Origin of the sequence: Moraxella sp. CTOTU49803 (assembly GCF_032097965.1) — a bacterium.
Taxonomy (GTDB): domain Bacteria; phylum Pseudomonadota; class Gammaproteobacteria; order Pseudomonadales; family Moraxellaceae; genus Faucicola; species Faucicola tetraodonis.
On the sequence record NZ_DAMCJP010000001.1, the window covers coordinates 425,259 to 441,444 of the forward strand.

The window sequence follows — 16,186 nt, forward strand, 5'->3', positions numbered from 1 at the left end:
GCGAATTTTGTGCATAGCTCGGTATAAAAAACTTGGCATAAAAAAAGGCGCCACGATGACACCTTTTTTATCCAAACCGTTAAAAATTATTGTAAAAATAAGCGATAACCTAAGTTATCGGTGAGGTTTTCGCACTCATAGCCAATGTCTTGCAGTTTGGCAAGTAATTGCTCGGCGGTTTGTTCACCCATTTGGATGCCCGCCAAGATACGCCCTTCAGCCGCCCCATGATTGCGATAGTGGAATAAAGAAATATTAAACTGTGAGCCCAATTTTTCAAGGAAGTTGAGCAGCGCGCCAGGACGCTCGGGAAATTCAATGCGAAATAATTGCTCGTCTTTTAATCCGGCGTGCCCACCGATTAAATAGCGAATATGGGTCTTGGCAACTTCATCATCGGTCAAATCAATCGCGGCATCATCGGCTTCATTGAGTAACTGGTGGATTGCTTTGCGCTCTTTTTCCCCTTCTTTGAGGGCGATACCGACAAAAATATTGGCAGCGTGATGGGCGTAGTTGGGGTTAGTGTTGATGCGGTAGTTAAATTCGGTGATGTTGCGACCTTTGAGTGAGCGGCAAAAATCCAAGAAAGCGCCTGTGCGCTCAGGAATGGTCACCCCAAAAATCGCTTCTTTTTTCTCACCAATTTCGGTACGTTCAGCGATATAGCGTAACCGGTCAAAATTCATGTTGGCACCACATAAAATCGCCACACAGTTTTTGCCCTGTAGGTTATGATCTTCGATGTATTTTTTCATACCTGCGACCGCCAATGCACCTGCAGGCTCGACGATGGTGCGGGTTTCATCATACACGTCTTTAATCGCCGCACACACTTCGTCATTGCTACAAGTGACCACATCAGGCTCGACCACGGGACCTGAGTTATCGCTTTTTGGCATACGGCAGACGTCAAACGGTATTTCACCCAACTGGGCGACCGCCACCCCATCGACAAACAACCCCACTTGGGGTAAGCGCTTGCGTTCATTGGTGGCTAAGGCGATTTTGAGACACGCTGCTTCTTCTGGCTCGACCGCCACGACTTTGACATGTGGTGCGACTTCCCCCAAAAACGCCGCCACACCTGAGATTAAGCCACCACCACCAACGGCAACAAACACATATTCCATTTTACGCCATTGTTGCACTAACTCCATGGCAATGGTACCTTGACCTGCGATGACCAGTTCATCGTCATACGGCGGGATAAAGGTCAAGCCATCGGTTTGGGCGCGTTCAATGGCATAGCGGTTTGATTCATCAAAACTATCGCCATATAGCACCACATTGCCGCCCAAGGACTTGACGGCACTGACTTTGATATCGGGGGTGGTGGTCGGCATCACGATAATGTTATTGAGTCCCAAGCGGCTAGCCGAGAAGGCGACACCTTGCGCGTGGTTGCCGGCAGAGGCACAAATTACGCCTTTGGCTTTGTCTGCTTCGCTTAACTGGCTAATTCGATTGTAGGCACCCCGCAGCTTAAAAGAAAACACTGGCTGAAAATCTTCACGTTTAAAACGAATATCGTTGTTAAACCGTTCACTGAGTTTTTTGGCGGGTTCAAGCGGCGTTTGAATAGCAGCATCATACACGGTCGCTTGAAGGATAAGGCGTACCCAATCTGATAACATAATAATGACCTAAGTTTGAAAAATACGTTTGAAGATTTATTTTTACCCTCTGTGTGCTTTCATAACCAAAACACAGCAAATCGTTAGAGAAGTAAAAAATAAGTGATTAGATTAGGACTTTAGGGTTTAGCTTGCAAGTGCTTTTACGGTAAAATAAGTTGGGTAATTGATAGCATTAAGTTTTCTATCTGTTTTTTTGATAAATTCCTAACAAGGCTGGGTCTATGAGTACGATGAATGCAAGCACGCAACAACAACAAAAACAAGCCGTGGCAGCAGACGCGTTAAAATATATCGAATCAGGCATGATTTTGGGCGTGGGGACGGGCAGTACCGTCAACTGTCTCATTGAATTATTGCCAAAAGTTAACCTAAAGGGCGCTGTGGCAAGCTCAAAAGTCACCGAAGATAAGCTCAAAGCGCTCGGTATTGAGGTGATGGATTTAAATTTCACGGGCGAGTTAGACTTATATATTGATGGTGCTGATGAAGTGAACGAGCACTTACAGCTAGTCAAAGGCGGTGGCGGCGCTTTAACCCGTGAAAAAATTGTTGCCGCTGCTTCTAAGCAGTTTATTTGCATGGTTGATGAAAGCAAATGGGTGCAGCAATTAGGCGTTGGCTTTCCACTACCGATTGAAGTATTGCCGCAAGCGCGCTCGTATGTGGCGCGCGAGTTGGTTCAGCTTGGCGGTGAGCCGGTATACCGTGAAGGATTTGTCACCGATTATGGCAATTTGATTTTGGATGTTTATGGCTTAGATATCGGCTTGGACATTGAGAAGGTAGCAGCGTTTGAAGCAAAATTAAACAATATCGTTGGGGTGGTGTGTAATGGGCTATTTAGCGCACGGCGCGCTGATATCTTGCTGATGGCAACGGCAGATGGCGTAAAAAAATTAACAGCCAAGTAAGTTACCAGCAAGTTAACGGTTATCAGCAATGTCGTCATACCACAAAAAAGACCAAGTCACGATGACGGGTCTTTTTTAGTTCATAACCAATTTAGTTTATAACCGCTAATGGCAAGCTTGATGGCAAGCTCATTAGTGCATGTATTGACCGCCGTTTACGTTGATGGTCTCACCTGTTATATAAGCAGCGCCATCGCTGACTAAATACATCACGGCAGCAGCAATTTCTTCCGGTTGGGCGATACGACCCATTGGAATGCCTGCTTTGATGCTTTCCATCACTTTTTCCGGCACCGCCATCACCATTTTAGTACCTGTATAACCCGGTGCAACCACGTTAACGGTCACCCCAGATTTAGCGCCTTCTTGTGCCAACGCTTTACTAAAGCCGATGATACCCGCCTTGGTGGCTGAGTAGTTGGTCTGACCAAACTGACCTTTTAAGCCATTAATTGAGCTGATACTGACAATACGCCCAGATTTTTGCTCAAGCATTTTGTTAAAAACAGGTTGGGTGACCGTGAATAGTGATTTTAAGTTAGTATCAATCACCTCTGACCATTGCTCATAAGTCATTTTTTTGAAAGTCGTATCACGGGTGATACCTGCGTTATTTACCAACACATCAATGTGACCTGCTTTTTCAATTGCATCAAGAATGGCTTTGGTGGCTGCTTCATGGTCAGTGAGATTGGTCTCAACAAAGGTGAAATCGCTGGCATTCATCCCTTCTTCTGTTAACCAAGCTTCGCCGCGGTTGACCGTGCTATCCGCTTTGTGGGTGTAGGTTGCAATGATGTGATAGCCAACTTGGATTAGCGCATGACAAATAGCAGTGCCAATACCACCTAGCGCACCTGTTACCAGGGCAATTTTTTTATTTGCAGTTGAGTTGTCCGTTGTCATCACAGTACGCTCCTTGTTTGTTGTGATTGTTGGTTGTACTAAAAAATTCAATGATTAAAATAGTTTATAAGATAAATGTGTTTTTTTTACAATTGAACATGCGGCTAAAAAATCAGTCACACGCGATTGATATCAGGGTCAAAAAAAAACTATAGACCGAGTATTCACATAAATTTATTGAATTTTACTTCCTTGTTTTTTTCATCATATATGAAAATTTGATAACTACCAATATTTTTTACGTTTTTATTTCTATGACAAACATTTTGCTACGCGCAAACGAGTATTTATAAGTTTGTGTGCTAAAAAAATTTGCAACAATAGCGGTTTGTGCTAGGCTATAAGGATAACTTTAAGCAATGTAAGGTTGAGCAAAATACCCTGTATCAACTGCAGTTAATCAAGCCTAATTGCTAAATTTCTTTCCTGATGGTACACACTTGGCTTAATTGTGCAAACTTGATTGGACAAGATTGATTGTATCGATACGCAAGCGTGAATGCTTAGTACTTATATATACCACGATGAGATGAGTCTGTTTATTTAGTCTGTTTATTTATTTGCCATACGGAAATTAGAATGCCGCAACTCTTACCGACGATAGAACAAATCGCTGTATTACAGCAAGCTAGTAATTTTGGCTATCAGTATTGGCAGACTAAAACAAACGTTGCACAAAGCTTTTTAAAAAGCTATCCGCTTACCCAAACGCTCGATGTTCAACATATCAAAGATTTAATACGCGATTATACGCTGGATGAAGATTACCAATTGGCGGATGAAGCAAGCGTGATGCGGGGGCTGCGTCATCTACGCAATTTGTTGATGGTGCGCTGGATTTGGCAAGATGCATTAAATCTGATTAGTCTAGAGCAGCTGACATGGGAGCTATCAAAATTTGCCGATTATTGTCTCATCTTTGCCAAAGACTATGTGTATCAAGATTTAATCAGTCGCTATGGCGAGCCGTATTTTTTTGATGAAAAAAATAAACCACACAAGGATGATTTAGCCATCATCGCCATGGGTAAAATGGGGGCAGAAGAGCTCAACTTATCCAGCGATATCGATTTGATTTTTGTCCATCAAGGGCAAGGTGAGACGGTGGTTGACCCGTTAAAACAACAAGGGTCAAAAGCTGCTAAATCCATCGATAACAAGAAATTTTTTACCAAATGGGGTCAAGGCATCATCAATCTGCTTGATAAAAACACCCAAGATGGTTTTGTATTTCGCATTGATATGCGCCTGCGTCCTTGGGGCGATGGCAGTGATTTGGCAATTCATTTATCGGCACTGGAAAAATATTTTGCCCAACATGGACGGGCGTGGGAGCGATTTGCTTGGCTAAAAGCCAGAATCGTCAACCCTGTCACCTTTAGCGATAGCTTAAAAGCCCTTATCAAGCCGTTTGTATTTCGGTATTATGTCGATTATAGTGCCTTTGCCGCACTACGTGAGATGAAATCACTGATTCAAAACCAAGTCGAACAACGTCAAGATACCGACAATGTCAAGCTTGGGGCAGGTGGTATCCGTGATATTGAATTTATCGTGCAGTCGTTTCAGTTGATTTATGGCGGGCGTGTCAGTGATATCAAGGTAAAAAACTGCCTACAAGCGATGAGCCAACTGGAAAAACATGGCTTTATCGATGCTGTGACCCATGAGCAATTGGCACAAGCCTATCGTTTTTTACGCAGATTGGAGCATGGTATCCAAGCCATCAATGATGAACAAACCCAGCGACTACCACAAGATGCCATGCAGCGACATCAGCTTGCCCAAGTGTTGGGGTTTGCTGATTGGGCGGCATTGTTAGCCAAACTCAATGAATACCGCCAAACGGTAAAAATACCTTTTGACGAGCTGGTCAGTGATCGTAAGCAGTCTGATGAACAACTGCAAGTGGATCATCAGCACAATTTATCTGAGCTTGAGCAAAAATTAAGCGCTGACAATAAAGATAAATTAAGCCAGTTTTGGCAAAGTAAGCTCATCACAGGACTCAGTGAAGAAGCCAAGACTCGCCTAAATGCTGCCTATCCGATTCTAATCAATGGGTTGTTACATTCTGATTTAAGCGAAGATGCAATCAACGTGGCGTTACCTAGAATGTTGACATTGCTAGAGGCGGTAAGTCGTCGGTCAATTTATTTGGTCATGTTTGCCGAAAACCCAACGGCAGCCGCCAAATTGATTCCCATGCTGGCAGCGAGCCCTTGGATTGCGAGCGAATTGGTAAGTTATCCTGTTTTGCTAGATTCATTTATCCGTGAAAAATACCGTCATTTACCTGATAAGGCAGAACTTAGTGACATCTTGCGTCAGCAGTTGTTGCGGGTAGAACCTAATGATGAGGAAGGGCTACTCAACGCCTTTCGTTTTTTCAAAAAAACCCAAGTCTTGGCAGTGGCGGCGAGTGATGTGTTGGCGGATAGACCGTTGATGAAAGTCTCTGATTCACTCACCTTTATCGCTGAAGTGGTGCTTGAAAAAGCGTTGCAACGGGTATTTGGTGAATTGGTAAAAAAACATGGCTATCCTGTCAATGCCCAAGGCGAGCCTGTGAGTGAGGCGCATAATGGCTTTGCGATTATCGGTTATGGTAAGCTTGGCGGGCTTGAGATGAGTTATAGCTCAGATCTTGATCTTGTGTTTATTCATGACATTGATGAAGAAGCGATGACGCTCGGTGAAAAACCCATCAGCGGTATGAAGTTTGCCGCCCGCCTTGCCCAAAAACTGATGAATTATTTGACTACCCAAACGCGCGATGGCCGTGTCTATGAGATTGATATGCGCCTGCGTCCTTCGGGTCAAGCGGGTATGATGGTGGTATCTACCCATGCGTTTGAACTTTACCAAATGCACAAAGCTTGGGCGTGGGAACACCAAGCGTTGGTTCGCGCTCGTGCCATTTGTGGCGATAGCCGGGTGATGACGCGATTTGACCAAATTCGTAAAGAAGTATTGTGTCTGCCGCGCGATAAAGATAGTGTCCGTATCGAAGTGTCCACCATGCGGCATAAGATGCAAGACCATTTGGGCAGCAAACCGCATACCAAGCAGCAAGGGTTGTTTCATCTGAAACAAGATGCAGGCGGATTGGTTGATATTGAATTTATTGCCCAGTTTGCTGTCTTGGCGTATGCCAATAGTTATCCTGCGTTGGCAGTTTGGAGTGACAATGTGCGTATCTTTGAAGCGCTTGCCAAAACAGGTATTATCGAAACCGAAATATGCCAACAGCTAACGCACGCTTATCTTCGCATCCGCAGTATGACGCATCGCTTGGCTTTGGCAGAGCAGCCAATACTGGTGGATGAAGCCCAGTGGCATGAACTACGGAATTTTGTTGATGCGCAATGGCATCGCTTAATCGGGCAGCGTCCAGAATAGATGTAACCTCAATTTTTATTTGAACAAAGCACTTTTTATTTCAAACAAAAAACTTTTTATTTCAAACAAAGCACTAGGAGTAATCAATGGCAACAATTCCCAGCATGGCAGACCGTGATGGTTTTATCTGGATGGATGGCAACATGGTAGACTGGCGTGATGCCAAAATCCACGTATTAACCCATACACTGCACTACGGGATGGGCGTATTTGAGGGGGTTCGAGCCTACAAAACCCATGATGGACGCACGGCGATTTTTCGTCTGGAAGATCATACCCAGCGCCTGCTAAATTCCGCTAAAATTTTCCAGCTTGCTGTACCCTATTCGTATGAAGAAGTATTACAAGCACAAAAAGCCGTGGTACGTGAAAATAACCTTGAATCGGCATACCTTCGCCCATTGATTTGGGTCGGTTCTGAAAAATTGGGTATCGCTGCCAAAGATAATAGCATTCACACCATCGTTGCCGCTTGGGTTTGGGGTGCTTATCTGGGTGAAGAAGGCATGGCAAAAGGTATCCGTGTAAAAACCTCAAGTTTTACCCATCACCATCCAAACGTCACCATGTGTAAAGCCAAAGCCGTCAGCAACTACCCAGTATCTATCATGTCAAACCAAGAAGTCACCCGTCATGGCTATGATGAAGCGGTATTGATGGATACCCAAGGCTATGTTTGTCAAGGCTCAGGGGAAAACTTATTTTTGGTCAAAGATGGTGAGCTGCATACCCCAGATTTGTCAGGAGGTGCATTAGACGGCATTACCCGTCGCACGGTGATACAGTTTGCACAGGACTTGGGCATCAAAGTGCATGAGCGTAGAATCACCCGTGATGAATTTTATATCGCGGATGAAATCTTTATGACAGGTACTGCTGCCGAGATTACCCCAATTCGTGAATATGATGACCACGTCATTGGCTGCGGCGCGCGTGGTGAAATCACCGAAAAACTGCAAAGTCTATTTTTTGACGTGGTGCAAGGCAAAAATGATAAATACGCGCACTGGCTCAGCTACGTGGATGAATAATCGGTAAAATTGTAGATAAGTGAAAATAAAAGGATAGTTATGTTAAAATGACTATCCTTATTTTTTGAAAAATTATCGGTACTTTGGAAGTGACATGACAACATCGAGTGCAACCACCCCGCTTAAACAAATTATTTGTATCAAATGGGGCACCAAATATGGCGCAGATTACGTTAATAAACTCTATGGAATGGTAAGCCGTAATATCAACCCGCCGTTTCGCTTTGTCTGTTTTACCGACAATACCGATGGCATCCGTCCTGAAGTAGAATGTCAGGATTTGCCGCCCAGTGATATTGTGATGCCTACCAATACCCTTGGTAAATGGCCTAAGTCACGGCTTTGGAATGCACAGCTTGGCAATGTCACAGGAACGGTATTGTTTTTAGATCTTGATGTAGTCATAGTGGGTAGCCTTGACGACTTTTTTAGTTTTGGCGATGACGATCAGACGGTGTTATCTTATAACCCAAGTAACCCTTTAGAGAAGCTAGGTCAAACCTCGTGTTTTCGCTTTAAAGTCGGTAGTTTGGTTAGTTTGCTAGAAAAATTCCGTGCCGATCCACAAGGCGTGGCGGATAAATATCGCTTTGAGCAGCGTTTTGTCACTCGTAATGCCCCAGGCGGGGTTAAGCTTTTTCCCAAAGAGTGGGTGGTGCATTTTCGCCGCAAATGCCGCCAGCCATTTCCGCTAAATTATTTTATTCCGCCAAAACTGCCTCATGATGCACGCATTATTATTTTCCCTGGGGATTTGTATCCGCAAAATGCGATTGCAGGACAATACAATAAAAATTCTGCTGATAACGCTAAAGAACATTTAGGGCAATTATTCACCGCTGAAAAAATCAAAAAACCGATTTCGCATTTACGCCATTTTATTTTGCCGACTGATTGGGTGGCAACGCATTGGCGAGAATAGAGGATAAACTATGGCGAACTTAGACCAACCTATCAAAATCTTTATCGGCTGTGATCCTAATAACAGCGACCTTGAGCAGATGATGGTGCTAGATTATAGCTTGCACAAACATACCAGCGAGCCTGTCGAGATTATCTGGATGCAGTTAAGCCGTGACCCAAGCAGCGTATGGTATTCCAACCCGCAAACAGGCGAAGGCTGGCATACCGAAAAATGGGCGACCCCGTTTTCGGGCTTTCGTTGGGCAATCCCCGAATATTGTGGCTTTAGCGGACGGGCGATTTATATGGATGCCGATATGGTGATGTTGGACGATATCGCTAAATTGTGGCAGCACCCGATATCCGATGAGGCGATTCTTGCGGCTAAAGGCGATGGCGATTTGATGCGACTGTGCACCTGCGTATGGGATTGCCAAAAAGCCAAGAATTATCTTGAGCCTGTCGCCCAGCTACAAGCCGATCCTGAAAGCCATAGCAAAATGATGGCAAAATTTAAAGCCAATCCGCAACTCATACAGCTCTATCAAGACAGTTTTAATTGTGTGGATGGCGAAGATTTAGCGATTGAGGATATTCGGATTTTGCATTATTCTGACATGGGAACGCAGTTTAGCCATAAATATTCCTTACCGCGCTTACAAGCCGAGGGCAAAACGCATTGGTTTGATGGGCAGATTTTGCCGCACCCTCGTCAAGATTTGGTTGAGCTTTTCGATACCTACTATCAAGAGGCGATACAAGCGGGCTATAGTATTGAAAACTATCGCACTACGCCGTTTGGCGAGTTTCCAAAGAGAACTTACAAGAAAGGTTACAAGGGTAATGCGGTCACTCGTCCTGCGAAAAAACCTTCTTTGTTTAGTCGTTGGTTTAAATAGTTAATAGAGTATTAAATGGCATTGGTTCAGTCACAAAAAATCGTATTAGTGATTAATTCACTGCAAGGCGGTGGGGCAGAAAAATTTGTTTTGACCTTGGGGGAAGCTCTTTACCAGATGGGCTTTGAGGTGCATATTGTCCGATTTGACCCGATTGTCGAACATACATTAAGCGAAAATTTAATCTATCATCTTATTGCTTTTCGCAATTATCGACGGTTTCCGAAAGGTAAAATTCGGTATTTCTTTTTTGCTCGCGCGGTTGATGGCTATATCAGTAAACATATTGGTCAGCCTGTGGCAATATTCGTGAACTTGTACCGTGAACATGAGGTATTTTATTATTCAAGGCAAAAAAAGGTGGCGTATGTCATCCATAATCAACTGAGTGAAAAATTAAAACTTGCTACCTTGCCGCCCAAGCAGCTTTCTTACTTTCAACGGATTTATACCAAGTATCCTGCTATTTGTGTGAGCGGCGGGGTGGAGCAAGATTTTGTCCGTCAATTTGGTGAACCAACCAAAACCACCACGATTTATAACCCCATCGACCGTGATAAAATCCGTGTGTTAGCTGAGGCAGCTAACCCAGATTTACCTGCCATTACCCGACAGGGCTATCTTATCCATGTGGGCAGTTTTAAAGCCCAAAAAGGGCATGAAATTTTATTGCAAGCTTATGCCAATTCGGCACAGACATTGCCCTTGGTATTGGTGGGCAAGGGTAGTCTGCAAGCGCAAATTGAACAAAACATTATCGCGTTAAACTTGCAAGATAAGGTGATTTTAACTGGGTTTCAAAAGAATCCTTACCCATTGCTAAAGCACGCCACAGGATTTGTGTTGTCATCGCATTTTGAGGGCTTTGCATTGGTATTGGCAGAGTCATTGGCATTGGGCGTGCCTGCGATTAGCACCGATTGTCCCTCAGGACCTAGTGAGATTTTGCCGCCGCAGAATTTGGTGGCAGTGGCAGATATCCCTGCGTTAACTGAAAAAATCAACCAATTAATGAGCCATCCTAGCCAGTTTAACGTGCCATTTAACGAAGCTTTTTTGCCGCAAAATGTTGCCCGTCAGTATTTGGCATTTATGGGGGTTGGCTTTGAATAAATCCAAGCGAGAAAAGTGATGCTAAAAAATTATGTGATTAGTCTCGCTCATCATAGCAAGCGGCAAAGCCATATTCAACAAGAGTTTGCTAAGCAGCACATACCTTTTACTTTTTTTTCGGCGGTCACCCCGGATAAAAATACCCAAGTCGCTCAGCGACTGGCGATTGATATCACAAAGTCGGTATCTAGTGACACCGAAATTGCCTGTTTTTTAAGTCATGTTAGCTTGTGGCAACGCTGTTTGGATGAAAATCTTGATTATATCGGGATTTATGAGGATGATATTTTTTTAGGTCAGCAGTTCGAGCTGTTAATTCGTCAAACTGATGTTTTGCAAAGCCAAGCTATCGATATTTTAAAATTAGAAAAGGTAAGCCCAAGGGTTCATTTGGCTCATCCGATAGTCTTACCTCAGAGTAAACGGACGATTTATGAATTAAAGTCTCGTCATTTAGGCGGGGCAGGTTATCTGCTATCCCATCGCGCTTGTCAGTATCTATTACAATATATTAGAAACCTACCGCAGCTTGAGGCAGTCGATGTGATGCTATTTGATGTGGGGAAATACCCCAAAGCCCTGCCTGTATATCAGCTTGTGCCGGCGATTGTGATTCAGGAGCATCATCTATTACCGCAAGTTGCTTTGGCAAGCAGCCTGCAGGCAACCAGAAGCCAAGAAATTAAACGCCCCTTAACAGGGCTACAAAAAATCAAACGTGAAGTCCTGCGTGCGACACGCCCGCTATATATGACCAACATTACTTTTGAATAAACCCAAGGAGCCACTTGTGAGCTGCAACCCCTCAAATATCATTGTGTTGGTTATCAACTGCTTGCAGGGGGGCGGGGCAGAAAAGTCAGTATTGACGCTCGCGGAAGGCTTTTATCAACTGGGCTATAAAGTCCATGTCATCCGATTTAAAGCCACCACAGAATATGAGCTTAGCCCACATATTGATTTTCATATTGTCAACTTTAAGTGGTTTAAATTAATCCCAAGTGATAGGGTGCGTTACCAACAATTTGCCAAACATTTAGATAACTATATTTTAACGCATATTGGTCAGCCATGTTTGACGATTGCAAATTTGGAACGGGCGGACAAGGTGTTAAGCTATAGCCAATTACCCAATGTCATTCATGTGATTCGTAACACCCTTTCTCAAGAACTGAAATTAGCCCAAGCTCGCAATAAGCCTATGGATATAGCGCAGCTAAAGACGACCTATCATGCGCAGCCTTGTGTGGCGATTAGTGAAGGAGTGGCGGTGGATTTTAAGGCAACATTAGGGCTAACGAATATTGCCACGATTTATAACCCGATTGATAACAAACTTATTGAGGCAATGGCAGAGGCATACCCGCTAGAGACTACGGAGTTTATTGTGCATGTGGGCAGCTTTAAATACCAAAAAGCGCATGATATTCTGCTAAAAGCCTATGCCAAAACCTCGCAACGCTATCCGCTGTATTTGGTGGGTCAAGGCAAACTGATGGCAGAAACCAGACAGCTTGCGGTTGATTTAGGGATTAGCGATAAGGTGGTATTTACTGGCTTTAAATCCAACCCTTATCCGTATATCAAACACGCTAAATGCTTAGTGTTAAGTTCTCGATTTGAGGGCTTTGGGCGAGTGATTGCCGAAGCATTAGCCGTGGATACGCCTGTAATAAGCACTGACTGTCCGTATGGCCCTAGTGAGTTGTTACCAAGGCAAAATCTTGTCCCTGTCGATGATATTGACGCCTTAGCCCAATTATTAGAACAAGCAATGGCAAATCCATCGGCGTTTGCCGTGCCGTTTAATGAGCGATTTTTACCCAAAAATATCGCTAACCAATACATTGAGCGATTCGTGACCTTTAATTTGCCCGATACGGAATAAATGTAAACAAATCCTTAGAGATGGGCGAGTGGTTATAAATTTGCACGCCTTTTTGCTGATAGTTGTGGGCTACCCAATCAAACGATGGTACGATACGGTGGGTGATAGCCTTATCAAGTTTGGTGGGGGCAGCATTGTCTTGGCTTTCATAGAACCGTGGCTGCTGGCTATTGATTAAATCAATGCCATACAGATGTATCATGTGAAATCCTAGAGAATAAGCAAGCTGTAACGCCACCAACGCTACCGTTCCTCCTTCAACAAAGCCGTAACGAATATCCCAAGACACCCCAATTTTTTTATTGATGCTATGATAAGGGCTATGTTTTAGGTGTTTTAGTCGGGTACGTTTATTGAGTGTGACAGCTATTTTTCCTAAAAGGCTAGTTTGCTGAAGGGCAATCAAGCTATCATCAATCGGTCTATCGACTGGATAGATGATATAGATATGGTCAGCATATTGAACTAAAAAATCGGGCGCATCTTGCCATAGTTGTTCTGCCACTAACGCACTGATATACAGCGGATAACCACCCCGATAATACTGCAGCGGAATACTACAGTTATGCTTAATAAAGCGTGGGTCGGTGATGACATAAGCCACAATCTTGTCAAATTTGTAGTGTTCGGTCAGGCTAATACTGCCATTTACAAATATAACCGACTCACAACCAAGCGAGTCGATGGCATTGGTTTGGATGCTCGGTCCTGACGCCAAAATATGTACTGTCGTATCAGAGACTTTTGGTAGCACAAATGCAGGATTGACAATACGTAGGGCGATTGTCTGAGTAGATCGGGTAAATATCAAAGAATGATTGGCTACCACCATGCTGATTTTTCATCCTTATGTAGTTGTTTTAATGTGTTGAATGCGCTAGGTTGGTCATGCAATCTAGCAAACACCTTGAGTAAGAGTGTGGTAGAAAAAGGGTCTTCAGCGTAAAAATGCTGATACCGTTCACGCATATGTTTTAGTGTATCGTCCTTACCTAGCCTAAAATAGGTCAAACCAGCATACAGCGGTTTATGATGGGCGTACAAAATAGCGGATTTTTCCTCATCTAGGCTGGCAGATGAACGACACAGATACTGCTGGGTTTCGTAGACTTTTACCGTATTAATCAAAGTAATAATATTGAGTAATATTGCCTTTCTAGTGGGTTTTGGATCAAAATCAATAAAGGTATCGCAGGCAGAGGCAATCCACCGTAAACTTAAATTATCCATCAAATAATCAGTCTGCGTTTGCCAAAGATGGGTAAAGGTTTGAAAAGTTTTTTCAGGTTGAAACCGACGGCGTAATAATACAATCAGTATCGCATGGTAAAAACTAAGTTCAGATTGTCCTATAAACTCGTGTTGCAACGTGGTTAAATGCGTGTATAAATTGCGAATACGCCGTGGCTCATAGTCCATAAGCGGGTTTATCGGTTCATCTCGTTGGGTATCATCTAATAAATAGGGGTGAGCTTGAATAATCGTATCAATGATAGAACAAGTATCACTATCAATCACACGACTTTTCATCGCCTCAATATTTTGCCATGCATAGTGGTCAATAATTTGAGTCGCCCCAAGACGTTTTTCACTTTTAAATAATAAAATAAACTTACGATACCAGTTTGCCATTTTTTATTATTCCTAAAACCGCAAGCTTATGTGAAATTTCTTTTAGGTTTAATTATCCGATGCTCAATTATCTATTAACTATCTAAGGCTTAACTATCAAAGATTGCGTTATCGCCAATAATCCCTAATCCAGTTAGTTGGTAATACCTTACGATACCATTTACCGCTTTTACCCATGATGGCATCAGGCGGATTCACTTCCCCATGAAAAATCACCATTTTTGCCCCTTTAGGCAAAATCGGCGGTTTGACAAAACTTAAGGGAAATGGCTGCACACATTGGTATTTAAAGCTCACGCACCAAGACGCATCCCAATATTCAAGGTGATGATGTTCACGCAAATAATTGGATAGATAAGCTTGCTCATGGCGTACTTGGCTACGAATCTTGTCAAAATTTTGCTCAAAATTTGATAACAGATTTGGGTAAGTATGTTGTCCGACTTTAAAGCGATACACCGATGAATTACCCACCATGCGCCACGGTTTTTTCCAATCACGGATAATCACCACACTGTCATCGTGCTGCGCTTGATACGTAAAAAAGCAATCAATATTATCGACAATCACAATATCAATGTCCAAAAATAACGCCGTGCCTTTTAAATCATATAATTCAGGGCTAAAGGTGGTCAGTTTTTTCCAGCCACGTTCAGGAATATTACTGGGTAAATTGAGCTCAGGAATTGGGTAGCATTTGACGTTGGCATCTATCCCTGTGCTATCATCCGTCAAACATACCATTTGAAACGGTAATGTTAAATGTCTGTTAACCATATTGTACAGGCGATTAACGTACTCAGCACCGTATTTGGTGCCCCATTTCATACAAATAATGTAACGGTTTTCATCGGGCAAAGCAGGCGCTGAAGTGTAATTTGGTAAAGTCATAAGTCAATGATTATCATATTAAGTAAGTGAATTGATAATATCATGATTGCTAAGTTTTGGATAACGCTGGCGAACCGCTACTGCGATGGATGGCTCTGCATTATAAATAACCGGAAATCCTGGCACACGTTTAAAGCGCTTATAGCCCCACATATATTGACTGGGGAAACGGTCAATCATCCGCTCGATGGCGTGGTTCATCGCGGTTGTCGCTGTCACCATGTTTTTGTCATACAAGGCGGGGTCAGTTAACTCATCACAATAAATATCAAAGCCTTGTCCATCGTCACGGCGTACACAGGTCAAACCTACCAAGCTACATTTGGTTTTACTGGCTAATTTGCTAGCAAGGGTACTGGTCAATGTCGGAATACCAAAAAAAGGCACCACTTCACCGCCAGATGGGTCAGGGACATGGTCAGGCAATATGATACTAAAGCCGCCTGCTTTTAGGGTTTTAAAAATCGCTTTGACCCCAGTCGCATCGGTTGGTACCAAAGTTGCATTTATTCGCTGACGCCCTTGTAGCACAAACTGATTGGCTTGTTCACCTTTCACGGGTTTATACATGATGGTCGGTGCGCCGAACTGGTTGAGCCACGCATTCATGATTTCCCATGTTCCCAAATGCGGCACAATTGCAAGCATGCCATTGGGGTTTTGTAAGCCTTGCATTAAAACTTGTTGATGATGCACGGTATGGATTTGTTTGACCGACCACGCAGGTGGCATCGCCCAGCTTTTAGCCGATTCCACCATGTTTTTGCTTTGATTGGTAATACAGGCTCTGGCAAGCTGGTCGCGCTGAGATTCGGTGAGTTCAGGATAGACAAGTCGTAAGTTAGTATCAACGGTTTTCATGATACTTTTGTCACGACGAAGTGAAATGATAAAGCTTGCGATATGTGCCAATAGATATAGCATCCACATTGGCACATATTTGAGGAGAGTAAAGGCATTCATCTAATTA

General features: G+C 43.4%; 14 protein-coding genes. 8 read left to right on the forward strand and 6 right to left on the reverse strand.

Going from position 1 to position 16,186, the window contains the following annotated elements; genetic code table 11:
* Nucleotides 1-86 precede the first annotated feature (86 nt).
* Nucleotides 87-1,637, reverse strand: a complete 1,551-nt coding sequence (gene ilvA, locus RT422_RS01935; RefSeq protein ID WP_144917510.1) for a threonine ammonia-lyase, biosynthetic — start codon at nucleotides 1,635-1,637, stop codon at nucleotides 87-89.
* A 224-nt stretch (nucleotides 1,638-1,861) separates the two neighbouring features.
* On the opposite strand from ilvA, the gene rpiA reads away from it, so the two are divergent.
* Nucleotides 1,862-2,551 (forward strand): ribose-5-phosphate isomerase RpiA, encoded by a 690-nt coding sequence (gene rpiA, locus RT422_RS01940; RefSeq protein ID WP_007116871.1) that lies wholly within the window; start codon nucleotides 1,862-1,864, stop codon nucleotides 2,549-2,551.
* A 132-nt stretch (nucleotides 2,552-2,683) separates the two neighbouring features.
* On the opposite strand, the gene phbB is transcribed toward rpiA, so the two are convergent.
* On the reverse strand, nucleotides 2,684-3,457 hold the full coding sequence (phbB, locus tag RT422_RS01945; protein WP_313421098.1) for an acetoacetyl-CoA reductase: 774 nt from the start codon (nucleotides 3,455-3,457) through the stop codon (nucleotides 2,684-2,686).
* Between the two features lie 579 nt (nucleotides 3,458-4,036).
* On the opposite strand from phbB, the gene glnE reads away from it, so the two are divergent.
* The 7 genes from glnE (at nucleotide 4,037) to RT422_RS01980 (ending at nucleotide 12,693) form a co-directional block, all read left to right on the forward strand.
* Nucleotides 4,037-6,859 carry a bifunctional [glutamate--ammonia ligase]-adenylyl-L-tyrosine phosphorylase/[glutamate--ammonia-ligase] adenylyltransferase gene (glnE, locus tag RT422_RS01950; RefSeq protein ID WP_313421099.1) on the forward strand — a complete coding sequence of 941 codons (2,823 nt, stop codon included), beginning with the start codon at nucleotides 4,037-4,039 and terminating at the stop codon, nucleotides 6,857-6,859.
* 86 nt (nucleotides 6,860-6,945) lie between these two features.
* Nucleotides 6,946-7,890, forward strand: coding sequence for a branched-chain amino acid transaminase (locus RT422_RS01955; protein ID WP_007116868.1), 945 nt, complete (start codon nucleotides 6,946-6,948; stop codon nucleotides 7,888-7,890).
* A 94-nt stretch (nucleotides 7,891-7,984) separates the two neighbouring features.
* Nucleotides 7,985-8,812: a glycosyl transferase gene (locus RT422_RS01960; protein WP_219331116.1), complete on the forward strand. Its 828-nt coding sequence runs from the start codon at nucleotides 7,985-7,987 to the stop codon at nucleotides 8,810-8,812.
* A 10-nt stretch (nucleotides 8,813-8,822) separates the two neighbouring features.
* Entirely contained in the window at nucleotides 8,823-9,692 is an 870-nt protein-coding gene (locus tag RT422_RS01965; protein WP_313421101.1) for a glycosyl transferase, read from the forward strand.
* Between the two features lie 15 nt (nucleotides 9,693-9,707).
* The gene (locus tag RT422_RS01970; RefSeq protein WP_313421103.1) at nucleotides 9,708-10,805 is read left to right on the forward strand and encodes a glycosyltransferase; all 1,098 of its coding nucleotides are present in this window, start codon (nucleotides 9,708-9,710) and stop codon (nucleotides 10,803-10,805) included.
* Nucleotides 10,806-10,823: 18 nt separating this feature from the next.
* Entirely contained in the window at nucleotides 10,824-11,579 is a 756-nt protein-coding gene (locus RT422_RS01975) for a glycosyltransferase family 25 protein (RefSeq protein ID WP_065263512.1), read from the forward strand.
* 16 nt (nucleotides 11,580-11,595) lie between these two features.
* Entirely contained in the window at nucleotides 11,596-12,693 is a 1,098-nt protein-coding gene (locus RT422_RS01980) for a glycosyltransferase (protein WP_313421104.1), read from the forward strand.
* On the opposite strand, the gene RT422_RS01985 is transcribed toward RT422_RS01980, so the two are convergent.
* From RT422_RS01985 to RT422_RS02000, 4 genes are all read right to left on the reverse strand, one after another.
* Nucleotides 12,671-13,525 (reverse strand): hypothetical protein, encoded by an 855-nt coding sequence (locus RT422_RS01985; RefSeq protein WP_065263514.1) that lies wholly within the window; start codon nucleotides 13,523-13,525, stop codon nucleotides 12,671-12,673. The two genes, RT422_RS01980 and RT422_RS01985, sit on opposite strands and share 23 nt — an antisense overlap.
* Nucleotides 13,516-14,325: a hypothetical protein gene (locus tag RT422_RS01990; RefSeq protein WP_284033894.1), complete on the reverse strand. Its 810-nt coding sequence runs from the start codon at nucleotides 14,323-14,325 to the stop codon at nucleotides 13,516-13,518. The genes RT422_RS01985 and RT422_RS01990 overlap by 10 nt, the downstream gene beginning before the upstream one ends.
* A gap of 108 nt (nucleotides 14,326-14,433) precedes the next feature.
* On the reverse strand, nucleotides 14,434-15,216 hold the full coding sequence (locus tag RT422_RS01995) for a glycosyltransferase (protein ID WP_409455421.1): 783 nt from the start codon (nucleotides 15,214-15,216) through the stop codon (nucleotides 14,434-14,436).
* 18 nt (nucleotides 15,217-15,234) lie between these two features.
* Entirely contained in the window at nucleotides 15,235-16,179 is a 945-nt protein-coding gene (locus RT422_RS02000; protein WP_313421105.1) for a lysophospholipid acyltransferase family protein, read from the reverse strand.
* Between the last annotated feature and the right edge of the window lie 7 nt (nucleotides 16,180-16,186).